Annotated in this window: 20 protein-coding genes and 1 tRNA gene; 8 read left to right on the top strand and 13 right to left on the bottom strand. The window is 67.5% G+C overall.

All coding sequences use genetic code 11. From position 1 onward, the window contains the following. Positions 1-106: 106 nt before the first annotated feature. The 4 genes from GON01_RS10710 to GON01_RS10695 form a co-directional block, all read right to left on the bottom strand. On the bottom strand, positions 107-442 hold the full coding sequence (locus GON01_RS10710; RefSeq protein ID WP_181600047.1) for a TfoX/Sxy family protein: 336 nt from the start codon (positions 440-442) through the stop codon (positions 107-109). 1 nt (position 443) lies between these two features. Next, positions 444-1,217 (bottom strand): exodeoxyribonuclease III, encoded by a 774-nt coding sequence (gene xth / locus GON01_RS10705; RefSeq protein ID WP_181600046.1) that lies wholly within the window; start codon positions 1,215-1,217, stop codon positions 444-446. Between the two features lie 153 nt (positions 1,218-1,370). Next, the gene (locus GON01_RS10700) at positions 1,371-2,549 is read right to left on the bottom strand and encodes an acyl-CoA dehydrogenase family protein (protein ID WP_232328779.1); all 1,179 of its coding nucleotides are present in this window, start codon (positions 2,547-2,549) and stop codon (positions 1,371-1,373) included. Beyond that, positions 2,542-3,996: an OB-fold domain-containing protein gene (locus tag GON01_RS10695; protein WP_157027351.1), complete on the bottom strand. Its 1,455-nt coding sequence runs from the start codon at positions 3,994-3,996 to the stop codon at positions 2,542-2,544. Before GON01_RS10695 ends, GON01_RS10700 begins: the two co-directional genes overlap by 8 nt. A gap of 65 nt (positions 3,997-4,061) precedes the next feature. Here GON01_RS10695 and rnc point away from each other — a divergent pair, with 65 nt between their 5' ends. Both rnc and era read left to right on the top strand, forming a co-directional pair. Then, positions 4,062-4,724: a ribonuclease III gene (gene rnc / locus GON01_RS10690; protein WP_181600045.1), complete on the top strand. Its 663-nt coding sequence runs from the start codon at positions 4,062-4,064 to the stop codon at positions 4,722-4,724. Then, on the top strand, positions 4,721-5,614 hold the full coding sequence (gene era / locus GON01_RS10685; RefSeq protein ID WP_157027350.1) for a GTPase Era: 894 nt from the start codon (positions 4,721-4,723) through the stop codon (positions 5,612-5,614). The genes rnc and era overlap by 4 nt, the downstream gene beginning before the upstream one ends. 112 nt (positions 5,615-5,726) lie before the next feature. On the opposite strand, the gene GON01_RS10680 is transcribed toward era, so the two are convergent. From GON01_RS10680 to GON01_RS10670, 3 genes are read right to left on the bottom strand one after another with little or no spacing between them, the layout of a single operon-like run. Beyond that, positions 5,727-6,470 carry an NAD-dependent deacylase gene (locus GON01_RS10680; protein ID WP_181600044.1) on the bottom strand — a complete coding sequence of 248 codons (744 nt, stop codon included), beginning with the start codon at positions 6,468-6,470 and terminating at the stop codon, positions 5,727-5,729. Beyond that, on the bottom strand, positions 6,467-6,988 hold the full coding sequence (locus GON01_RS10675; RefSeq protein WP_157027349.1) for a hypothetical protein: 522 nt from the start codon (positions 6,986-6,988) through the stop codon (positions 6,467-6,469). Before GON01_RS10675 ends, GON01_RS10680 begins: the two co-directional genes overlap by 4 nt. Before the next feature lie 36 nt (positions 6,989-7,024). Further along, positions 7,025-7,420, bottom strand: a complete 396-nt coding sequence (locus GON01_RS10670) for a cupredoxin domain-containing protein (protein ID WP_157027348.1) — start codon at positions 7,418-7,420, stop codon at positions 7,025-7,027. An 83-nt stretch (positions 7,421-7,503) separates the two neighbouring features. Here GON01_RS10670 and dapB point away from each other — a divergent pair, with 83 nt between their 5' ends. The 6 genes from dapB (at position 7,504) to GON01_RS10640 (ending at position 11,884) form a co-directional block, all read left to right on the top strand. Then, entirely contained in the window at positions 7,504-8,253 is a 750-nt protein-coding gene (dapB, locus tag GON01_RS10665) for a 4-hydroxy-tetrahydrodipicolinate reductase (protein WP_157027347.1), read from the top strand. Beyond that, entirely contained in the window at positions 8,250-9,575 is a 1,326-nt protein-coding gene (locus GON01_RS10660; RefSeq protein ID WP_198159836.1) for an APC family permease, read from the top strand. The genes dapB and GON01_RS10660 overlap by 4 nt, the downstream gene beginning before the upstream one ends. Before the next feature lie 5 nt (positions 9,576-9,580). Next, positions 9,581-10,642, top strand: a complete 1,062-nt coding sequence (locus tag GON01_RS10655; RefSeq protein WP_181600043.1) for a pyridoxal phosphate-dependent aminotransferase — start codon at positions 9,581-9,583, stop codon at positions 10,640-10,642. Next, positions 10,639-11,280, top strand: coding sequence for an endonuclease III (gene nth, locus GON01_RS10650; protein WP_157027344.1), 642 nt, complete (start codon positions 10,639-10,641; stop codon positions 11,278-11,280). The genes GON01_RS10655 and nth overlap by 4 nt, the downstream gene beginning before the upstream one ends. A 100-nt stretch (positions 11,281-11,380) precedes the next feature. Beyond that, positions 11,381-11,761: a hypothetical protein gene (locus GON01_RS10645; RefSeq protein ID WP_157027343.1), complete on the top strand. Its 381-nt coding sequence runs from the start codon at positions 11,381-11,383 to the stop codon at positions 11,759-11,761. Positions 11,762-11,807: 46 nt separating this feature from the next. Then, positions 11,808-11,884 (top strand) — tRNA-Arg (locus tag GON01_RS10640). Positions 11,885-11,895: 11 nt separating this feature from the next. On the opposite strand, the gene GON01_RS10635 is transcribed toward GON01_RS10640, so the two are convergent. From GON01_RS10635 to GON01_RS10610, 6 genes are all read right to left on the bottom strand, one after another. Next, positions 11,896-12,756: a hypothetical protein gene (locus GON01_RS10635; protein ID WP_198159835.1), complete on the bottom strand. Its 861-nt coding sequence runs from the start codon at positions 12,754-12,756 to the stop codon at positions 11,896-11,898. Positions 12,757-12,830: 74 nt separating this feature from the next. After that, a complete protein-coding gene (locus GON01_RS10630; protein WP_198159834.1) occupies positions 12,831-13,454 on the bottom strand; it encodes a TMEM175 family protein in 624 nt (207 codons plus the stop codon). Between the two features lie 55 nt (positions 13,455-13,509). Continuing rightward, positions 13,510-17,523 (bottom strand): hypothetical protein, encoded by a 4,014-nt coding sequence (locus GON01_RS10625; protein WP_157027340.1) that lies wholly within the window; start codon positions 17,521-17,523, stop codon positions 13,510-13,512. Continuing rightward, positions 17,523-19,355 carry a hypothetical protein gene (locus tag GON01_RS10620; RefSeq protein WP_408640922.1) on the bottom strand — a complete coding sequence of 611 codons (1,833 nt, stop codon included), beginning with the start codon at positions 19,353-19,355 and terminating at the stop codon, positions 17,523-17,525. Before GON01_RS10620 ends, GON01_RS10625 begins: the two co-directional genes overlap by 1 nt. An 89-nt stretch (positions 19,356-19,444) precedes the next feature. After that, entirely contained in the window at positions 19,445-21,442 is a 1,998-nt protein-coding gene (locus GON01_RS10615; RefSeq protein ID WP_157027338.1) for a heme-binding protein, read from the bottom strand. Continuing rightward, positions 21,442-22,842 (bottom strand): multiheme c-type cytochrome, encoded by a 1,401-nt coding sequence (locus GON01_RS10610; protein WP_157027337.1) that lies wholly within the window; start codon positions 22,840-22,842, stop codon positions 21,442-21,444. Before GON01_RS10610 ends, GON01_RS10615 begins: the two co-directional genes overlap by 1 nt. Positions 22,843-22,896: the final 54 nt, after the last annotated feature.

Raw genomic sequence — 22,896 nt, 5'->3', positions numbered from 1 at the left:
CTGAGCCTGTCGGAACCCTCCTTTCTTGTTGTTCTCACGAGGCAGAAAGGAAAAAATTGGGCTTCGACAAGCTCAGCCCGAACGGCCTGTTTGACGGATACCCGTCCTAAATAGACTTGGCCTTCTTCGGCTTCGGTGCCGGCAGGGCCGCCGCGCTGACCCGGAACAGCTCCACCAGCCAGTCGCCATCGTCCCAGCGGTCGCCGTCGACCAGCAGGCAGGGCTTGGCCTGCGGATAGGGCGGCGCTTCCTCGATCGGGCCGGCGAAGGCGCGGCCTTCGGGCGTCGGCTTCACGAACAATTGGTCGTCGCAGATCATCGCGACCATCTTGCCGTCGAGATAGAGGCCATATTCGCCGAACATCTTCTTCGCCGAGACCTCGGCGCTAGCCGCGTTCAGCTGGTCGAGGATGAACTCGACGGTCTTCGGATCGCTCGCCACCTCAGCCCTCCAGCTCCACCCATACCGGCGCATGGTCGCTGGTCTTTTCCCAGCTTCGCACCTCCCGGTCCACCTCGGCACGACGAAGCCGCGGGGCGAGGGCAGGACTCAGCAGCAGATGGTCGATGCGCAAGCCGGCATCGCGAGCGAACGCGTTCCGGAAATAGTCCCAGAAAGTGTAGATCGTCTCGTCGGCGTGCAGCGTGCGCAGCGCGTCGGTCCAGCCCTGTGCCAGCAGCCGGGCATAGGCGGCGCGCGCCTCGGGCGCGAACAGCGCGTCATCAAGCCAGCGTTCGGGTTTGTACACGTCCCGGTCGGTCGGCATGACATTATAGTCGCCCGCCAGGATCACCGGCGCGCCGCACGCGATCAGATCAGCGGCGTGATCGATCAGCGCGTCGAACCAGGCGAGCTTGTAATCGAACTTCGGCCCCGGCTTCGGATTGCCGTTGGGCAAATACAGGCCGCCAACGATCAGCCCGTTGACCGCCGCCTCGATATAGCGGCTGTGGCTCGGGTCGGGGTCGTCCGGCAGGCCGCGCCGCGTCTCTACGGGCGTGCCGACGCGGCTCAGGATCGCGACGCCGTTCCAGGATTTCTGCCCGTGCCAGATCGCCTCGTAGCCGGCGGCATTGATCGCGGTTTCCGGGAACTTTTCCTGCGGAGCCTTCAGCTCCTGCAGGCAGACGATATCGGGGCGCGATCGCTCCAGCCAGCGCAGCAGGACCGGAAGCCGCCCATTGACGCCGTTCACATTGTAGGTGGCGATTTTCACCAAATCCTCCCCTCGGTAAAGCCGAGGGGAGGGGGACCGGCGCAGCCGGTGGAGGGGCCCGGAGCGAAGCGGAGGGTGATCGTCCTCGCTGCGCTGCGGCCCCTCCACCACGCTTCGCGTGGTCCCCCTCCCCAAGCGAGCTTGGGGAGGATTTCAGACATTCGCCCCAACCTCCCGCAGCATGTTCTTCGCGATCACCAGTTGCAGGATCTGCGTGGTGCCTTCGTAGATGCGGTAGATGCGCACGTCGCGGTAGAACCGCTCCGCCAGATATTCCTTCAAATAGCCCGCGCCGCCGTGGATCTGGACGACCCGGTCCGCGACCCGGCCGCACATTTCCGAGGCGAACATCTTCGCTGCGGCCGCTTCGACGATCACGTTCTCGCCGCGATCGGCGCGGGCGCAGGCGTCCTTCACCATGCAATCGGCTGCGTAGATTTCGGTCCGGGAGTCGGCCAGCATCGCCTGGATCAGCTGGAAGTTCGCGATCGGCTCGCCGAATGCCTTACGTTCGGTCGCGTATCTGAGGCCCGTGTCGAGGATGCGCTTGGCATAGCCGACGCTCGCGCCCGCGACGGACAAACGGCCGTTGTTGAGGCTGGTCATCGCCGCGCGGAAGCCGATCCCTTCCGTGGCCCCCAGCAGCGCCTCGCCGCCGACATGCACGTCCTCCAGGATCACGTCGGCGATCTGAGCGCCCGTCTGGCCCATCTTGCCGTCAGGCTTGCCGATCGTGACGCCCGGCGCGGTGCGGGGAACCAGGAAGGCGGAGACGTGTGCGTTCTTGGGCAGCGCCTCGGCATTCGTTCGGGCCATCACAAGGATCATGTCCGCAAACGGCGCATTGGTGATGTAGCGCTTGGTGCCGTTCAGGACATAGCCGTTGCCGGACTTCACCGCCCGCGTCTTCATCGCCGCGCTGTCGGAGCCGCTGTCCGGCTCGGTCAGCCCGAACGCCGCGACCATGCCGCCGGCGAGCTTGGGCAGCCACTCCCGCTTCTGCTCCTCGGTCCCGAAGTTCGAGATCGCAGAGTTCACCATGCCGACATTGATCGACAGGATCGAACGGAATGCGGGCGCCGCATAGGCGAGCGCCTGGACGAAGCCGATATACTGGCTGATGTTCATGCCCGCGCCGCCATAATCCTCGGGCATCGTCACCCCGAACAGGCCCATCTCGCGCATCTCGGCCAGGATGTCGTCCGGCACGCGGCCGAGCTCCTCGACGCGGTCCTCGGCCGGGATCAGCCGCTCGCGGACGAAGCGGTCGAGCTGCTCGATGAACGCCTCGTAGATCTCCGCGTCCATGCCGCGGCGGGGTTGGTCAAGCATTGCGTTCTCCTCTGACCGGCACGGCTTTCCAGAAGTATTTCGTGAAGTGGCGGCTTTCGTCCTTGGCCTTGATGCGGAACACCATCCGCATTTCCGCGCCGACCTCGACGTCCTCGGCCGTCACTTCGGCAAACTCGGCGACCATCCGCCCGCCGCCGTCAAAGTCGATCGTACCGTAATAGGTGGGCGGATCGGGCGAGTAGGTCAGCCTGTCGGCCGTGTAGGTCACGATTCGCGCCCGGCTCTCCGCAAGCGGGTGATCCTCTTGCCGACCGGTCGAGCGATCGTTCGGGTTGACGCCGATCTCGGACTTCGGAAACTGGACCGTGCCCGTCTTGACGTCGCGCCCGCCGACCAGGCCCAGCACGGCCTTGCGGTTGCGATAGAGCGTCGTACCGGGCTGCTTCTGGTCCATCTCCGCACGCATGCCGCGCTCCATGTCGAGCACGCCGCGATGGAACAGGAAGCGCATGTAATTGCTGTCCTGCTGCCGGTCGGCGAGATGACCGCGAACGCCCTTGCGCGACACGAGGCGGGGGAGGGTGTCGGTTGCTTCCAGAAGCAGCACGTCCGTACCCTGGCCGAAACCGGCGACCAGGATGCGTTCGCCGGGCCGCGCGCGTTCCAGCGCCGCGCAGAGCAGCAGCAAAGGATGCGCCGCGCCGCTGTCGCCGACCGTCGCGCCGAGCGGGTCGAGGACCGCATCGGCGCCGATCCCGGCCTTCTTGGCGAGCCCTTCCGCCACGCCCTTTGCGGTCACGGGGATCGCCGCATGGCGGATCGCATCGCCGTTCAGGCCCGCGCCGCCCAGCGCCGCAGCGATCGCCCCGCCGAGCAGCTTGGTATAGCCTTCATCCCTGATCCAGCGCGCTTCCCAGCCATAGTCGTAGGGTTGATCCGACTGGCGGAAGTGATCGACGAAATCGACCGTGCCGCTGTACGTGTGGAGCACCCGCGCGATGGGCTCGCCCTGTCCGACGAGCACGGCCGCGGCAGCATCGCCATAGGTCAGCTCAGCTTCCGATGCGGCGCGCGCCTTACGGAGATCGGCCGCTGCGACCAGCCGGGTGCGGCCACTGTCCAGCGCCTGGATCAGTGCCGAGGTGCCGGCGCGCAGGCTCCCGGTCGCATCCGACGCGGCGATATCGTCGGACAGGTTCAGGGCTTCCTTGACCGCGCCCGCGTTCAGCCGGTCGGCGAAAGGCAAAGTGGTCGAAGCGAGCGTCAGTCCTTCCACACCGGCCCGGTCGAACCCGGTGAGGCAGTCGCGCGCCGCTTCCACCGCCATGGTGATCGAATCCTCGTCCCAATTTGCGATGGCGCGTTCGCCCCTGGCGAGGCCGGCCAAGCCCGGCGCGAACCATGTGTTGGCCGCATGGACCGCCGCGCGCTGCAGCCGCCGCCGCGGGATATAGGCGCCGAAGGCCAGGATGCCGGTTTCGTTCATGCCCCTCCTGAAGGATCGGGCTAGCCGCGCTTGACGCTCGCGTAAAGGCGCCCCAGAGCCGGGCCGTGACCGATTTTCCCGACTGGATCGAACGGACGCTAGGGCATCGGCCCGGCGACCTCAGCCTCTACGAACGCGCCGCCACCCACAGCAGCCGCGAGGTTGACAATTACGAGCGGCTCGAGTTCCTCGGCGACCGGGTGCTGGGGCTGGTGATGGCGCGCTGGCTGTTCGAGCGATTCCCCGGCGAGCCGGAAGGCAAATTGTCCTGGCGGCTGAATGCGCTCGTCGCCGGCTCGGTTTGCGCGGAGATCGCGCGCGAGATAGAGCTCAGCTCCCATGTCCGCCTCGGCAAGCAGGCGCGCGACGACGGCGCCGCCCACAGCGACAATGTGCTGGGCGACGTGATCGAGGCGCTGATCGGCGCGCTTTACCTTGATCACGGGTTCGATGCGGCGGACGCTTTCGTCCGCGCGCGCTGGGAGGGCCGACTCGATCACCAGCTGCGCGCGCCGCAGCATCCCAAGTCCGCGCTGCAGGAATGGGCGGCCGCCCACCGCCGCAAGCCGCCCGTCTATGCCGTGACCGCGCGCGAGGGCCCGCAGCACAATCCCCGCTTCACCGTCACCGTGTCGATCAAGGGCGCAGGCGAGGCGAGCGCGGAGGGCACGTCGAAACAGGAAGCGGAGACGGCGGCGGCGAAGGTGTTGTTGGAGCAGTTGAAATGACCGAACGTTGCGGGCTGGTCGCGATCGTGGGCGCGCCCAATGCGGGCAAGTCCACGCTCGTCAACGCGCTGGTCGGCCAGAAGGTCGCGATCGTCAGCCCCAAGGCGCAGACCACGCGCACGCGGCTGATGGGTGTCGCGATCGAGGGCGAGGCGCAGATCATGCTGGTCGACACGCCCGGTATTTTCGAGCCGCGGCGGCGTCTCGACCGCGCGATGGTGCAGGCGGCCTGGGGCGGCGCAACCGACGCCGACCTGATCGCGCTGATCGTGGATGCGAAGGCGGGGCTCGGCCCCAAGGTGATGAGCATCGTCGAGGGGCTGAAGAGCCGCCCGGAACCCAAGCTGCTGGTGCTCAACAAGGTCGATGTCGCGGCCAAGGACAAGCTTCTCGTCCACGCCCAGCGGCTCGCCGAAGCCCTGCCGTTCGTGGCCGTGTTCATGGTGAGTGCCGCGACCGGCGACGGCATCGCCGACCTGAAGCGCGCTTTGGCCGAGCGCGTGCCGCAAGGGCCGTGGCATTTCCCCGAAGACCAGGTCAGCGACATCACCGACCGAATGCTCGCCGCCGAAGTGACGCGCGAGCAGCTCTACCTTCAGCTCCACGCTGAGCTTCCCTATGCCAGCGCGGTCGAGACCGAGCAGTACAAGGAGCGGCCGGACGGCTCCGTCGAGATTCACCAGCAGATCCTGGTCGCGCGCCCGACCCAGCGCGCGATCGTGCTCGGCAAAGGCGGCGCCCAGATCAAGGCGATCGGCGAACGCGCGCGCAAGGAAATCGCGGAGCAGCTCGGGCGGAAGGTGCACCTCTATTTGCACGTAAAGGTGAAACCGGATTGGGACGAGGATCGCGGGCTGTATCGCGACATCGGACTGGAATGGGTGGAGTAGCCTAAGCTCCTCCCCGGAACGGGGAGGGGGACCATGCGAAGCATGGTGGAGGGGCCGGAGCGAAGCGGAGGGTCTGTGGTCCTCGCTTCGCTGCGGCCCCTCCACCACTCGCCTACGGCAAGCGGTCCCCCTCCCCGAGCAAGCTCGGGGAGGACTTCAACATCTCCTCAACCCACGCCGGCACCAGTTCGCCCGCCGGCCCCATCCGGCTTTCGGAGAACATGGAGCTGCCGACCGACGGCTCCAGGTTCAGCTCCAGCGCCCGGGCGCCGTGGTGGCGGGCGATCTGCACGAAGCCGGCGGCGGGATAGACCGCGCCCGACGTGCCGATCGAGACGAACAGGTCCGCGCGCGACAGGGCCGCGTCGATCCGATCCATCTCGTACGGCATCTCGCCGAAGAACACGATGTCGGGCCGGAGCTTTGCCGCGCCGCAGGCTGGACATTTCGGCCCGTGCCCCATCGGGCCGTTCCACGGTATTCGCGCTCCGCATCCCGCGCAGAGCGCCGATGTCAGCTCGCCGTGCATGTGCAGCAGCCGCTTCGCCCCGGCGCGTTCGTGCAGGTCGTCGACATTCTGCGTCACGATCAGCAACTCGCCTGGCCATTCGGCGTCCAGCCGCGCCAATGCCCGGTGCGCGGCGTTCGGCCCGACCTCCGCCAGCTTCGCCCGCCGCGCGTCGTAAAAGGCGTGGACCAACGCCGGATTGCGCGCCAGCGCTTGCGGCGTGCACACCTCTTCGACGCGGTGTCCCTCCCACAGCCCGTCCGGCCCGCGGAAGGTCGCGAGCCCGCTTTCCGCGGAAACCCCCGCGCCCGTCAGGATGACCAAATTGCCCGGTGCCGACTGTCTCACGCCTCAGAGTTGAGCTTGTAGTTGCCGACATACATGCCGCCCGGTGGAACGAAGCTCGCCACTTCGCAGCGGATCGGATTCGGCACGTTGCACTGGTAGATTCCCTTGCCTACCGGATAGTCGGTACCCGAGGCGACCGGGATCACCTTCGCCAGCCGGTCATGGCCGACGGTCCTGAGGCCTACCAGGTGAGCCTTTTTCGCATTGACGACTGCGGCAGGGCCGCCCAGGTCCTTTTCGAGTTCGCTTTCGACGGTTGGCCGGCCGTTTCCGAGCTTGGGGTCGCCGATCCGTGAGCCGGAGAAGTAGGTGTATCCCCCGAATTCGAAGTTCGAGAAGTCAGGCTTTTCCAACGCAAACAGCAGCCACCAGCCTTCTCGCAGCCGCCCCGCTTCATAGCCGAGCCGTTGCTCCAGTTCCTGCGGCGCAATGCTTCTCAGATACAAGGCTTTGGTGAAATTGCCTTTGAAGCGGTCAGTGACACCAATCGACGAACGATCAGGTTTTAGGTTCGGCATTGTACCCCCCTGTCTGCATCCGTGCGGAGCCGCCCCTCATTGAACCGCGATCTCGCCCGTCATCCCGAAGCTTGAGTGCAGGAAGTGCGAGCAGTGGAGCTTGTAGGTGCCGGCCGCCGGCGCGACCAGGCGGATATCGACCGTTTCGCCGCCCTTCAGCTCGACCGAGCCTTTCCGGATCTTGGCCTGGTCCGACGGCGCGATCTGCGCGGCGGCGAAGAACTGCGACGCGTCGAAATTATGGCCGCCGCTCGCGTCGTTGATCAGGTGCAGCCGATAGGCCTCGCCGTGCCGCATCTCCAGCCTGTCGGGCGTGAAATGGAAGTTGGTCAGGTGCACGTCGATCTGGTGTGCGGTGCCCCAATCGGGCGGCTGGGCGCGCGCGGACGAGGCGAGGGCGAGCAGCGTCAGGGCAAGCAACAGATAGCGCATCGGGCGACTCCGTTCCGGCGGCGTCATCATAGACCCGATTGCGCGCCTTGTTCATCCCCGGATTTTGCCCGAAGAGGACGCCCATGAAGATCGGAATCCTGGGCGTCACCGGGCGGATGGGGCGCGCGATCGGCAATGCCGCCGCGGAGGCCGGCGTGGCGGTCGCGGGCGGAATCGATCGCGAGGGGCGAGTGCATGGTGACCATGGCGATGCTGCGGCCTTGGCGGCCGCCAGCGACGTGCTGGTCGACTTCTCCGCCGTGGAAGCGTTCGCGACCCATCTGGGGATCGCGATCAGGGCGGGAAAGCCGATCCTGATCGGCACGACGGGCCTGACGCCCGGGCATCACGTCGCGATCGACGAGGCGGCGCGCACGATCCCGGTGCTGCAGTCGGCGAACACGTCGCTGGGCATCAACCTGCTGCGCGGGCTGGTGGAGCAGGCGGCGGTGCGGCTGGGACCGGACTGGGATATCGAGGTGCTGGAGATGCACCACCGGCACAAGGTCGACGCGCCGTCCGGGACGGCCCTTCTGCTCGGCCAGTCGGCGGCGAAGGGCAGGGGGACGACGATCCAGGCGCTGAGCCGGTTCGACCGGATCGGCTTCGATCCCCACGCCCGCGAGGAAGGGACGATCGGCTATGCCTCGCTGCGCGGCGGGTCGGTCGCCGGCGACCATATGGTCATCTTCGCGACGGAGGGCGAGCGGATCGAGCTCGGCCATCGCGCCGAAAGCCGGACGATCTTCGCGCGGGGGGCAGTGAAGGCGGCTTTATGGCTCGCGGACAAGCTGGCCGGCCGCTACACGATGCAGGACGTGCTCGGCCTGTGAACGAAGCGTCCGCCCAGCCGGCCCTGGTCCGGCGCCTCGGCCCGTTCGACGTGACGATGCTGGTGATGGGCGGCATCATCGGCTCCGGGATTTTCGTGAACCCCGCCGAAGTGGCGCGGCATGTATCGACGCCGTTCCTGATCGTCGGCGTCTGGCTGATCGGCGGACTGATCGCGATCGCCGGCGCCTTCGTCTATGCGGAGCTGGCCGCGCGCAGGCCCGAGGTCGGCGGTCAATATGCCTATATCCGCGATGCCTGGGGGCCGATCCCGGCCTTCCTTTACGGTTGGGCGCTGTTGCTGGTGATCCAGTCGGGCGGCATGGCCGCCGTCGCGATCACTTTCGCCCGCTATGTGCTGGACCTGGCGGCGATCGGCCTGCCCGAATGGTCGCTGGCGGTCGGCGCGCTGGCGCTGCTGACCGCGATCAACTGCCTGGGCGTGCGCGCGGGCGGGACCGTTCAGAGCCTGCTGATGGTGTTGAAGATCGGCGCGATCCTGATGCTGGTCGCCTGTGGCCTCCTGCTCGCCCCCGCCGCCCCGGTCGCGCCTGCTGCGCCCGCCGAGCCAGTGCCGGTCGGCACGCTCGCGGCGATCGGCGCCGCGCTGACGCCGGTGATGTTCTCCTATGGCGGCTGGCAGACGTCCAGCTTCGTTTCCGGCGAGATGCGCGATCCCCGGCGCGATCTGGTGCGCGGACTGCTGTTCGGCGTGCTCGGCGTGGTGATGCTCTACGCGCTGGTCGCGCTCGCCTGTGTCGTCGTGCTCGGCCCTGACGGTCTGGCGCAGTCGCCGACGCCCGCCAGTGACGTGATGCGCGCGGCGTTGGGCGAAAAGGGCGCGTCGCTGATCGCGCTGGGTATCGCGATTTCGGCGCTCGGTTTCCTCAGCCAGGGGATGCTGACGACGCCGCGTGTCTATTTCGCGATGGCGGAGGACCGGCTGTTCTTTCGCGGCATCGCCGCGGTCAGCCCGCGTACCCACGCGCCGGTTGCCGCGATCCTGCTGCAGGGTGTCGCCGCCTGCCTGATCGCGGTCAGCGGCACCTATGGGCAGATACTGAGCTATGTCGTCTCGGTCGACTTCATCTTCTTCGGCCTGACCGGGGCGGCCCTGTTCGTCTTCCGGCGTCGCGATCCGGCCGGCGGCTCGTTCCGCGCGCCGGGCCATCCCTGGACGACTTTGTTCTTCGTGCTCGCCTGCGCCGCGACGGTGGCGGGCACGATCTGGAACAATCCGGTCAACAGCGCGATCGGCTTCGCGATCCTGCTCGCGGGCGTGCCGGTTTGCCTGTTCTGGCTGCGACGGAGGGCACGCGCGTGAGAGTGATGGCGTCGGACTATATGTATTGGGCGAAGACCCAGGTGCCGGTCCGCTATGCGCTGGGATCGAGCGAAGTGCCCCCGTGCCACCTCGATCGTTTTCCGCTGACGATCGCCAACCTCGAGCTGGATGGCGCCAGCCGCTACCGCTACCCGCCGCTGCGCGAGGCGATCGCGCGCCACGCCGGCGTCACCGCTGACCGGGTGGTGATGGCGGACGGCACGTCGATGGCGAACATGCTCGCCTTGTCCGCGCTGCTGTCGCCCGGCGACGAGGTGGTCGCAGAGCATCCGGTGTACGAACCGATGGTTGCAACCGCCGCCCATCTGGGGGCGACGATCCGCTCCTTCGAGCGCCGCGCGCCCGATTTCGCGGTCGATCCGGCGGCGGTCGAGCAGGCAGTGACGGATCGCACGCGCGTGATCCTCATCACCAACCTTCACAACCCCACCGGCAACCTTGCCGATGAAGCGACGCTGCGCGCGATCGGCGACCTTGCCGCGCGTGTCGGCGCGCATGTGGTGGTGGACGAAGTCTATCTCGACGCCGCCGTCCCGCCGCAGCGGACCTCCGCGTTGCTCGGCGAGCGGTTCGTCGTCACCTCCAGCCTGACCAAATGCTATGGCCTGAGCGGCATCCGCTGCGGCTGGATCCTGGCCGAACCGGCGCTCGCCGAGCGCATCTGGCGCCTCAACGAGCTGTTCGGCGTTGCCCAGTCCCACGCGGCCGAGCGGTTGGCGCTGGTCGCGTTCGAGCATCTGGGCGAGATCGCCGCGGCCAATGCCGCGTTGCTCCAGCGCAATCGCGCGCTCGCCAATGCCTTCGTCGAAAGCCGCGACGATCTGGATTGCGTACCGATGACCGGCGGCATCACCGCCTTTCCGCGGCTGCTCCACGGCGATGTCGATGCGCTGAACCGGCTGCTTCGCGAGCGGTACGACACCTCGATCGTGCCCGGCCGCTTCTTCGGCGCGGCGGACCGGTTCCGCATGGGCGTCGGCGGCCCGACCGACATCGTCGAGGGCGGTCTCGAACGCCTCGGCGCCGCGCTCGATACCATCAAATGAAGAAGGCGGACGTGTTCGAGTTCTTCCGCCGCCTGGCGGAGGATAATCCGTCGCCGGAGACAGAGCTCGAATCGGTCAACACCTACACGCTGCTGGTCGCGGTCGTCCTCTCGGCCCAGGCCACCGACGCCGGCGTCAACAAGGCGACCCGGCGGCTGTTCGAGAAAGTCACCACGCCCGAGCAGATGGTCGCGCTCGGCGAGGCGGCGCTGAAGGAGCACATCAAGACGATCGGCCTGTTCAACACCAAGGCGAAGAACGTGATCGCCTTGAGCCAGGCGCTGATCGACGATCATGGCGGCCAGGTTCCCGCCGACCGCGAAGCGCTGGAGAAACTGCCGGGCGTCGGCCGCAAGACCGCGAACGTGGTGATGAACACCGCGTTCGGCGCCGAGACCTTCGCGGTCGACACCCACATCTTCCGCGTCTGCAACCGCACGCGCCTGGCGGCCGGCAAGTCGGTGCTCGCGGTCGAACTCGGGCTGGAGAAAGTGGTGCCGCAGCCGTTCCGGCTCGGGGCGCATCACTGGCTGATCCTGCATGGCCGCTACACCTGCAAGGCGCGGCGGCCCGAATGCTGGCGCTGCATCGTCGCGGACCTTTGCCCGTTCCAGCCGAAGACGCCGCCCCCCGCTTGACGGCACCCGGATAGAGGCAGAGCGTTTGTCCCGCACAATGGGAGGACGTCCGATGCGCGCAATCCTTGCCCTTGCCTCCGTCGCAGCCCTTTCGGCCTGCATGATGTCGAGTAACCAGGAAGCCCGAACCGAACGCAACGAGGCGGCGGCAATGCTCTCCGCCGACGGCCAGACCTATGGCGACGGCGCCCGTGTGACCGGCCCCGCGCAAAGTTGCGTGCCGCTCACCGCGATCCGCAACAGCCGCGTGCTCAGCGATCGGGTGATCGATTTCGGCAACGGCAATCGCACCACCTATCGCGTCGTGCTCCCGCAGGACTGCCCGAGTCTGGGCTTCGAGCAGCGCTTCACCTATTCGACCTCGCTCAGCCAATTGTGCGCGACCGACATCATCACGGTGCTGCAGAGCCCGGGCGTCACCCGCGGCGCGAGCTGCGGCCTCGCGCCGTTCCAGCCGATCGAGCTGCCGCCGCGAAGATAGCGAAAGGCTTGGACAGCGCGGATGAGCCTGCTAAGCGCGCGCTCACGCACCCATAGCTCAGCTGGATAGAGCGCTGCCCTCCGAAGGCAGAGGTCAGAGGTTCGAATCCTCTTGGGTGCGCCACTCCCCGATCCTTAATTCCCGTCCCGGTCGGCAGGGTCCAGCAGCCCACGAACCAGCAAGCCGCGCTGGGCGAGTGCGGTGCGGTCCAGCGGCAGGCGGTAGAGCGCGCGCAGGAAATTCTCGTCGAGCGTGGTGAGGTCGCGCGATCCGCCGTTCTCGAACAGGCTCAGGATCGAGTTGCGGGGCGGCGCTTCGGACGGCTGAATCTCGGCCAGCGAGACCATGGCCGCGAAGGCGGCGACGCTGTCGAGCGGCATGCCGGTCGCGCGGTTCACGTCGATAACCACGGTCCCCGCCTTCAGCACCCGCACCATCCGGGTGCTGGCGATGCTGGAGTTGTACTGGAAATGGACCTCGCCGGCCATCATCACGCCGCCGGCCCGGCCAAGCGCGAACGGCGGCGACTCGTTGCCGGTCGTGCCCATGCCGTCGCGCGTCCGCATCTCGGTCGCGTGCCACCATCGCACCGGCGCGTCGCCGTCGAGCAGCGCGGCACGGTCGTCGGCTGCGACCTCGACCAGGCGGCCGGGCGCCTTGGCAGCGAGCGCGCGGACTATGGCGCCGCCATCGCCTGCAAAGCTGATCGCGATGTTGGTCCGGCAGGGCGCCCGCGCGACTGCGATGCCGGCACCGCGCGCCACCTCGCGCACCTTGTCGGCCACGCGCCTGCCGATCTCGGCCGACACGCCCAGCACGCGCGGGCAGACCGGCTCCGCCCAGCGCGCGACTGGCCGTCCGTCATCGGCCACCCCCGTCGCGCGCACGAACGCCTGCGCCTGCTTGCGGACCTGCTCCGGCGTCCTGCCGGTCACGTCGATCGTGTCGGAGGAGGTTTGCGCGTGCGCCGCGGTCGCCAGCAGCGCTGCGATCAATAACGGGGGCCATGCCAGCCGCATATGCGTCTCCCTGTTCCGGCCAGGGGAGTGTCGCATGCCGGCGCGCAGGGTCAAGTTCGGCGAAGCAGACGGCGGCCGGCAGCGACGATCGCTACCACCGTCAGCAAAGCGGCGGGCGAAAAGGCGTTGGCGCCTTCGCTCCACCCGATCAGCAGCAAACCGAATCCCGCAGCCGGCAGCGCGAGCTCCAGCGCGAAGGCGATGCTTTGGCGGCGCGTCAGATCGGGATGGAGCATCGCCGGGCGTGCCATCGCATAGAGCCAGAGCAACGTGTGCACGATGCCCATCGCGACGATCAGGGCGGCATAGATCGGCAGTGTCTGGCGCGGGCCATGCTCCGCCATCAGCCGCGCGACCGCCGGGGAGGCGGCGACAAGGCAGAGCAGCACCAGCGAAAGCGCGATCGCTCCGCCATCCGCCCGGACCAGCCGTGCGAACACGCGGCGATGGACGGCCCAGAAGGCACTGACGATCATGAAGCCGATCAGATAGCCCGCCCAGGCATTGGACGCTTTGGCGAACAGCTCAGCAAAGCCGCCGCGCCAGCCGGCCGGCGGCCGCAGCTCCAGCGCGAGCAGGGTGATCGCGATCGCGAACACACCGTCGGAGAGCATCAGCAGCCGGTCATAGCCGTGGCGCTCGACCCTGCGGTCGAGCGGCTCGTCGGTGCTCAACGATTCAGGCTCGCCGGCCATTCGAAGTCGCGAGCCGGTCCGGCGCCGTCAGCACCTATTCGATCCAGTCCCGCATGTCGGGCGCGTCGATCACCTTGTAGGGGATCCCGCGCCGGCCGAGGAACAGCTTCTCCATTTCCTTGCGGGTGAAGGGGCGCGAGCCGAGGCGGCCGAAGATCGCGATCTGGCCCCCTTGCTCATCGACGGCGCGGTCGCGGTCGAGCCCCTTGGACAAGGCGACGGCGGGGGAGGGCGTTTTCGCCCAGGCGATCAGCTCCGGCATCGGCGCCGGACTGAAGCCGTAGAAATTCGGCTGGCTCGCCGGACTCGTCAGCTGGACCACCTTCAGCCCGTTCCGTCCGTCGGCGACATAGGCGAAGAGCGAGGCATTGGTGGAGCCGACGATCACATCCTCGGCATCGTTCAGCTGCCCGCCGAACGTCTCCTTGCGGTAGATGGACGGCGCCGCCGGCCGCGTCACGTTCGCGATCACCAGGCCGTCCGCCTTGCCGGCGATGTAGAGATAGGTGCGCGCGACATACATCTTGCGCGCGTCGGCAAGCGGGATCGTGCCGGAGGGGACCGGCACCGGCGCCAGCATGTCGGTGACGTCGAACAGCTTCACGCCATCCCTGTTGCTGACCCAGAGGTAGCGGAACTGGATCGCGGACGCGCGCGCGTCCTGCAGCGGCACTTCTGCGGCGAGCCTGGGGTGCAGCGGATCGTCCAGGTCGATCACGGCGAGGCCGCGCGCGGTCGTCACATAGGCGATGTGGCCGGCGAGCGTGACGTGCCGCGCGCCGTTCAGCACGCCGTTCGGATTCCAGGTGACGGCGCGCTTCAGGAAATTGTTGCGGAACTCGCCGTCGGCCATCGTCGTGACGTTGACCAGGATCAGCCCTTCCGTCGCGTCCGTCACCACCGCGTAGCTGTAGATCGGGTGGAACGGCTGTTCCTGGTTGATCTTGCGCATCTCGGGCGTGTTCTTCAGCGGATTGATCGGCTGGTTGGTCGGCAGCGCCACGCAGGTCGCGTCCGCGCTGCTCACATGCGTGTCGTGGCCCAGGCCGGAGAAGGGTGCGTTGATGATCGGCTGGGAGATGCCCTTGTTGCCGATCGACGCGACGTCATAGACGCGGAAGCCGCCCTTGCCTTCGGCGACATACATATACTCGCCGCGCAGCTGCAGGCAGCCGACCCGGTCGACGGTCGACTTGACGACGTTGCGGAACAACTCGGGCGCGTGGGTTTCGCCGGAAAGGCCCTTGTCCAGCCGGTCGCCGCGCACCCAATCCTTCAGCTCGCGGCGGTTCCGCTCGACGTGGAGCCTGTAGAAGTCGGGATAGGCGTAGCGGTGGAGATAGGAGCCGATCACCGCCTGCGGCTCGTCCCATTCGGTCACGCGCACCGCCTCGAAGCCGCCGTCGAGCCCGGTCCAGGCGTTCATGCCGACGAAGTTCACGAAGTTGGTGCCGAGCAGCAGCAGCTGCGACATGGTCGCATTGTTGTCGTCGTTTGCCGACAGGTGGCAATCGGAGCAGGTTTTTGTTTCGGTGGTACGGACCGTGTGCGGGAAGTGCGGTGCGAAAGCCTGGCTCGAAAAGCCGATCGCAGAGATCGGCGGCTGCTGCACATAGATGCGTTCGCGGTTCAGGTTGGTCGAGGACAGGATCAGCGCCGAGGACGAGCGGACCGGCGTGATCTCATGCCCCTTGGTGGTCATGTGGATGCCCAGCTGGAACATCTGGTCGCGCGCGACCTGCGGGTTGTAGGTCGCGAAGTTGCGCGTCTCCTCGCCTTCATATTTGTGGCTGTTGCTCTTCCAATTGGCCTCGATCGGCAGGTGGCAGCCGCCGCACGACGTCGTCCAGGACAAGTGGCAGGTGAAGCATGCCATCTTGTCGTCGCCATGCGCGCGCTCGGCCTTTGGCACGCCGGAGCCGAACACGAATTGGCCGGTATCGGCGCCGCGGATCGACATCAGCTTGGCCCGCGCCGCCTTGGCGTTGAAATGCGGGCTCGAGCGGTCGACCGTGTCCTTGACCAGGCTGACGCGCCATTCGAGCTTCGGATCGATCACGGAGCGCTGGATCAGCACCCGCTCGCCATGCTCGTCGGTCGTCCATTCGAACCGGCGCTGGCCGTCGCTGTTGCGCAGCAGAGCAAGGTTGTTGCCGGCGGGGGGCGCGGCGGGGCCGGAGGTGAGCAGCGTCGGATAGCCGTCAACGGTGCCGTGGCAATCCTTGCAGCCGATCTCGATCGCGTTCGCGACTTCGCCATAGATCAGGCCGTTGCCGTGCGAATCCTGCGAGAAGTGGCAGTCGGCGCACTGCATGCCCTTTTCGGCATGGATGTCCATCATGTGGACGGTCTTGCCGGGATTGGTGCCGGGCTCGACGAATTTGCCTTCGCCCGCCTTGCGCCATTTCTCGGGATCGTCGGGCGAGACCTTGTTGCCGTCTTTGTCGAGCAGATTGCCTTCGCGGTCGCGCTTCAGCACCGCGCGGAAGTTCCAGCCATGGCCGTGATAGTCGGCGAACTGCGTGTCCTTGAGCAGCGGGTTCAGGTCATAGACGTTGCGCAGGAATTCGAGATCGCCCCACAGCCCGCGCGCGGCGGCCGCTTCCGGATTGCGCTCGTTGATCTCGCGCACCGTGTCCGCGGTCGGGTAGTGCTGGCGCTTGAAGATGCGCTGGTAATCCGCGTCCGACATGCCGGCGGGCTTGGGCGTCGTGTTCTCCGGCCCCGGCCACATGAACGGCGCGTCCGCCTCGTAATCCCACATCGTGTAGCCGAGATAGGAGTTCAGGAAGATGTTCGGCTGGTGCATATGGCAGTTCATGCACTGGGCGGTCGGGATCGCGCGCGTGAAGCTGTGGTGGATCGGGTGGCCTTTCTCCTTCCCGGGCCCCGCCGCGCCATAGGCCTTGATGCCGGCATGCGTCGGCTGGAGCTTGTTCGCGATCGTGGGATCGACGGTCGCGGTCTGGCCGTCGCGCCCGTATTTCGCATAGGTCAGGCTGTGCCGCGGCTCGCGGTCATTGGCATAAACGACGTGGCAGCCCGCGCAGCCGGAATTGCGATAGTCGCCCGGCTGATCGTTGGTGCCCATGAACCACATGAACGGGTCGTTGAGGCGCGTCTTGTGGACGTTGAGCGCCGGGATGGCGACGCGCAGGCCGGTGCCCGGGCCGCGGTTCGACTGCTTCAGGTCGGGGCGGCCAGGCTCGTCCAGCCGCTGGATCGATCCGGACGGGTTCGGCAGTCCGATCTCGGCAAAGCCGGAGCTGATCACGCGGCCGCCGCGCTCAAACACGCGGAAGATGTCGGCCGGCGGGATCACGTTCCAGGTCGGCAGCGGGTAGAGGACGGGCAGGGCGCCGCGCGCCTTCTGTGCCTCGGTGACGGTGCCCGGCGGATTGCCAGGCGACATGATCTTCGCCGGTTCGCCGGTGCGGGTATAGGCCTCGCCCAGGATGTAATTCTTGAACGGCAGAACGCCATTATTATAGGCGGCGCCGCCGAGGAACATCGAGCCCGACGCCATGATCGAGCGCTCGCCCGCCTCGATGATCTGCATGTGGCAGGCGCCGCACGCTTCCCGCGCGACGCGATAGTCGGACGGGTTCACGAAGCGGATATATTCCGGGCTCTCCCGGTTCAGCAGCGTGTAGCTGTGCTCCGGATTGGCGGATGACGGCCAGTGCCAGCTCTCCGGATAGCGCGGCAGCACATGGGCCTTGTCGCGGATCGCGACGTAGCGGGGATCGGTCGGCGCCCAGCTCGGATCCACCGCATCGGCGACCGGCGTGCCGCCATGGCAGTCGACGCAGGACAGCGCGACCGCCGGCGTCACGTGCATCGTCGGCGCGTCGGACGCGGTGTGGCAGTTGGTGCAGCCGGCGTTCATTCGCGTCATGTCTTCCGGCGTGCGGTCGCGCGGCGCGGGTGCGAAGACGGGGTAGCTGCGCGCGACCGGCTTTTCCGCCGACGAGGCGCCCAGCTGCGGGCCGATCACGGCCGCTGCCAGCAGGCCCAAAGTTGCAAGGAGGGCGTGGATCGCGCGCATCAGTAGGTCAGGATCGCGTTCAGGAGGACGGAATAGAAGCGGTGGTCGCGCGGCGAGCTGGCGAACAGGTCCTTGAATCCGTCGCCTGGCTGCAGCAGCGCGCCGGACAGGCGGAACACCAGATTCTGGTTCGCCTTGGGCCGCCATGTAGCAGCCGCGGACAGATCATAGCCGATCGCCTTCGGGATGCTGCCCTCGACGCGCAGCGCCTGCAGCGTCGCCGTGTTCGCGAACCACAGGTGGTTGGCGTTGAGCGTCAGGCGCGTCGTCGGCGTGATGTCGAAATCCGCTCCGGCGCCCAGCAGCACCGTGCCGGGGTTGTTGAAGTTGGACTGGCCCTGCTCCTTCGACGAGCGAAGGTCGGCGAGCACGCCGTTGCGGCCGTTGATCGCGACCGCGCGGCCGCCGCCCGCGAACGGGATCGTCTGCCGGATCCAGTAGCTGGTGTCGGCGCCGGCGAAGATCGGGTTCTCGAAGATCGCGTCGAACCCGCCTTCGACATTGTTGTAAGGTTTCCGGTCGCCGCTCGCGTAGAGACCGGACAGGCGCACGCGGATCCAGTCGAAATCGATGCTGGGCTCGGCCGCGAAGAAGAAGGCGCGGATATCGGCCTTGCGCGATGTGAAGAAGCTGTTCCGGTCCTGGCCGAAAGCGCCATAGGCGGAGACGGTCAGGTTCAGCCGCCCGAAATGGCCGTCGCCATTATAGCCGACATAGACGACGTCGTACTCGCGGCCGCGCAGGTCGCCGAGCAGGGCGGGACGGACCGGGAAGCCGTTGTCGTCGACCTCGATCCGGTCCTGCTCCCGGTTCATGTTGTAGATGACGGTCGCCTGGCTGGTGAAGCTCGGCACCGGCATGTCCTGAAGATAGGCGTTCGCGACAAAGATCAGGTCGTTGCGCGGCCGCTGCACGACTGAATTCAGCCCCGAATTGGTGTCCTTCTCCAAGCGCCAGAACACGGCCAGGTTGTACTGGAACCGGTTGTTGTCGCGATTGCCGAACAGGCGGATGCCGAGCTGCTGGTCGTTGAACAGGAAGCCGCGGAAATCGGACTGGAACGGCTGGATGCCGATGCGCAGCGAGTCGAAATCATAGCGGTCGGACGTGTTGCGCAGATGCTTGTCGATGAAGAGTTCCTGGACGCCCAGGAACGAATCGAGCCGATGCGGCGGCTTGGACGGCTTGACCGACAGCACCCGCCGCTCCGGCACGCGCACATAGTTGATGTTATAGGCCAGGCTGACCCGGTACTCGACCTCGGGCGGCTTGAACGCGGTGTAGCCCTTGGTCAGCGAAAAGCCGCCGATGAAGGTCTGCGACAGGACAAGACTGTAGGGGCGGCCGAAGACATTGTTGCTGTCGGGGCGCTGCGTCGTCTGCACGCCGACCGGAATCGGGAAGCTGCGCGGCTCCACGACGGTGTCCGACGCCGCGTTGATGCTGAAGAACCAGTCCTCATGGTCCAGCCCAAGGAATTTGGGAGTCCGGCACTTGGGCAGCCCGGCCTGCTCGCGCCGCTCCTGTTCCTCGGCCGTCGGCAGACACAGCGGGCGATCGCCCTTGTAGGTGCTCTGATGATAGGGATCGAGCACGTCCTGCTTGACCAGGCCCAGCGTCTCGATCAGCCGCCAGCGGTCCGGCACCGGGAACTGGTTGGCGGGAAATGCCTCGGGCGGCGGCGCGCGGACGGCGCCCGGATTGTCGGCGGTCACTTTGTCCGGCAGCACCCGCTGCGTGACGCCGGGGCGGCGACGGCCCTCGATCAGGCCGGTATCGGGCTCTTCCAGCGTTTCAGGCGGCGGCGGTGCCTCGGCCGCCGTATCGGGCATTTTCTCCGGCGGAGGAGGCGGCGCGCTCGTGTCCGTCTGCTGCCCCTGGGCGGCCAGCATCAGGGCAATGGGAAGGAGCGAAGCGCCCGTCATATCCCCTGGCACACATTCTGGGCTGGCGTGTCGAGGAACGGGGCGAACGGGCAGTTGACGTACCGCAGGCGCACCTCGCGCCCGTCTTGCAGCTTCACGACGATGCGGTCCGCCCGCATCTCGGGCGCGGCATGGCCGATCGTGCCGACCCGCTTGCCGCCATTGGCCAGCCCCAGGAAGCTGATCATGTCGTCCTGGTCGATGCCGTCGCCGGAGATGCCGATGCCGCCGACCAGTTGCGTGCCGCGATAGATCGACACGGAGCCGGGGAAGATCTGGATGCCGTTCGACAGCCGGTTATGTTGGGGCGTGACGTCGGGCAGCTTGGTGCAGCGCTGCGGGGTGTCCGCATTGCTGTTCAGCGTCAGATAGGCGAGGTGCTCGTCGACATTCGGCTTGATCAGCGCCGATTGCAGCCCGGTGGAGAAGGGATTGAACTGCGCGATCGGGCGCGACAGCGGTCCGTTCGGCCGGCCGACTTCGCCGTCGGGGAAGTAGGGCCGGGACAGGTTGCCGCCGGCACGGTCGGAGAAAGCGAAACCGCCGGTCAGCGCCGTCGGATCGCCCAGGAAATCGCGCAGGCGCTGCACGAATTGGGCGACTTCCGGCTGCGTCGCGGCCATCAATTGCTGGGCCGCGACCGGATTGGAGAAGAAGGTCGCCGTTCGCGCCTTTTGCAGCGACACGTCGATGCCGAACACCGGCGCATCCGGCGCACGCACGATGCCCAGCACGTTGCCATAGGTGTCGACCATCGAAATGGTGACTTGCGCCCGGCTGTCGAGCGGCCGCCGGATCTGGCCGCGGGCGCGGCTCATGATCTTGAACGCTTCTTCCAGCACGGCCCGCACTTCGGCCGCGGTGAGCGGCTGGCCGACCGCGCCGCCGTCGGTGCCGCCGCGGATCGGGTAGCGGTCATTCCCTGATCCATCGGTCAGGATAAAGGCATCGGGATTGTCGAACTCGGCCGGGGTCGCCTTGCGGATGCCCGACGCTTCGGTGCCGTAGGGCGCGCCCGGGATGATCTGCAGCGTCGCATAGTCGCGCACCGGCGCCAGCGAACCGGCGATGCCGGCGATGGTCGGATAGCCGGGCGCCGAGGCCGGTGCGGTCCGCAGGCCCGACGGCACCGCGTCGCTGTAGCGCAACTGCGTTCCGTCGACGCTGATCTGGTTGGCCCGGATCGCTTCCGGCGCTTCGAAACCGAAAGTGCCGGCGAGGGCGATATATTCCTCGTCGTTGGTCTCGATATCGGTGATGTCGGGATCGAAATCATAGACGCCGTCGGCCATCACGCCGACGCCGCCGACCAGCACCCCGTTCTTGTAGAGCGGGAAGCCGCCTGCATCGGCGCTGAGGCCGAGCGGCGAGCGCTTCGGCCCGATCAGGGCGGCGGGGCCGCCGGTGGCGATGAAGCGCGTGTTGAGGTCGGAACAGGGAAGCGAGCTGAACTGCACGCCGAACAGCGGCCCGCTCTCAAGACCCACCGCGTTCGGCGCGGGCGGGAAATGCTGCTGCACGATCTGGCTGGCGGTGCGGGTCGAAAAGGCGTTGCCGCCGGACGACAGATAGGCGCCGGTGATCGCCTTGGCGATCGCCCCGCCTTCGGCCGGGACGACAAGTCCCTGCAGGTCGATATCCTGCCCGTTCGGCGCGTCCGCGATCTTCAGGTTCTGCGGCGATCCGTTCATGCGGAAAATCGCAAGCACGTTGCCGACCCGGTCGACGACCGCGATGACGGCCGGGCGATTGCGCGCCTTCGCCTCGGCGACGGCCTGGGCGATGATCTGCTGGACATCCGACACTGACAGCGATTCCAGCGCGGGCGGCGTATAGACGGAGCTGGGCGTCGGGCTCGGCGGCGGGGTGGCGGCGGGCGAGGGCGACTTGCCGCCGCCGCCGCACGAGGTGAGCAGCAGCGCGACCGCGGCCAGTGCGGCCGTGGAGCGGTGCGCGGCGACGCCGCAGCTTGAGAACAGAACGCCTTTACGCATCAACGCAGTGTCCGGATGGTCCGTACCGCGCCGCCCAGGGCGCGGCGGAATTCGAGCGGGCGGTAGTCGTTGGGGTCCTTGACCGCGGCATAGGCGCGGTTGATCTCGGCGCGGGTCGCGGCGACGGCGCCGCCGCTCACCCCGCGCTCGTTGATGAGGGCGTTCAGCAGCGTGTCGATCGCCATCACCGCCTGGACGCTGCCTTCATAGTCGGTGAAGCGCGGGCTGATCGCGTCGCTGGCGATCGAATCGACGATCGCGAACGTCTCCGCCCTGCCGAACGAGCGCCGCGCGAAGGCGTCGGCCAGCGCGCCCGCCGTCTCGCGCAGCCGCGCCGCGGCCGCGACCGCGCTCGGCCGGTCCTGGGCGAGCGCGGCGTGGAACGCCCTGGCGTCGGCATCGAAGCGACGGCCCAGCTCCGGTGCCACCACGCGCGCGGCGGCGGAGAGCATGATCATGTTCTCGTCATTATAGGCCGGCATGCCTTGCGGGATCGGTCGCCCGGGATTGGCGATGCTGGTCGGGCGCGCCGACGGCTCGTCGGAGATGCGGCGGTGGCAGGTATGGCAATCGAAGAAATAGAATTCGGGGAAAACGCCTTCGGTGCCGCGCCCCGGGTTCGAATAGAGCGTCAGCGACCGCTCCAGCGCCATTGCCTGCCCGGTCGCCCATAGCCGCACGTCATCGGTGCGGCCCTTGCGGCGGACATAGTCGGCGTCTTCGTTGTGATGCTGCTGCAGGGTCGAGAACAGGTCCAGCTCGAACACGATCCGCGGATGGCCGGCGGCCATGATCCGGTGGTTGACGAATTGGCCGGCATCGGCGCTGCCGAAATGACAGTCGAGGCAGACGCCGGCGCGAACCTTCGCATTCTCCAGCGGGATCATGCCCTGCGCGACATTGCGGGCATGGCTGGCGCCGACCGTGTAGTGCGTCTGGATCCAGTTCTGCGCGCCGCCATGGCAAGCCTCGCAGCCGACGCCATCGCTTTTCTGGAACAGCGGGCCGCGCCGGGCTGCCGGGTCGACGTGGCAGCCGAGGCACATCGCGGCATTGGCCGGATCGCCGATGCCGAGCCGCGCGGCGATCGCCTGGCCGCGCGGGCCGGAGATCAGCCGGAGCGAGCGCGAATGCGTCCCGCCGGCGGAGGATTCTTCCTGCCACAGCTTGATTTCGTCCTGCCGAACGACCTTGCCGTCGCCTTCCTGGCGCCCGTGGCAGGTCGATCCGGCGCAGCTGGCGACGCCCAGATGCGTCGCCGAGTCGCCGGCCGCGGCCTTGGCCGTGGAAGAGGGCGTGCCGAACGCGATCGCGAGGGCGACGAGCGACAGCCCAAGGCACAGGCAGAAGGCCAGGCCGGCCGCTGCACGGGAGCGCAGGCTGGCAATTCCCCCATTCATGCTTCGCGCTGGCTCCCCCATTGACCGGTTTATGGCGTCGCGACCCGCCATTTT

Source organism: Sphingomonas horti, from assembly GCF_009753715.1.
Classification (GTDB): Bacteria; Pseudomonadota; Alphaproteobacteria; order Sphingomonadales; family Sphingomonadaceae; genus Sphingomonas_B; species Sphingomonas_B horti.
The sequence above is the reverse complement of the archived record's forward strand: the minus strand, read 5'-3'. Positions and strand labels throughout refer to the sequence as shown.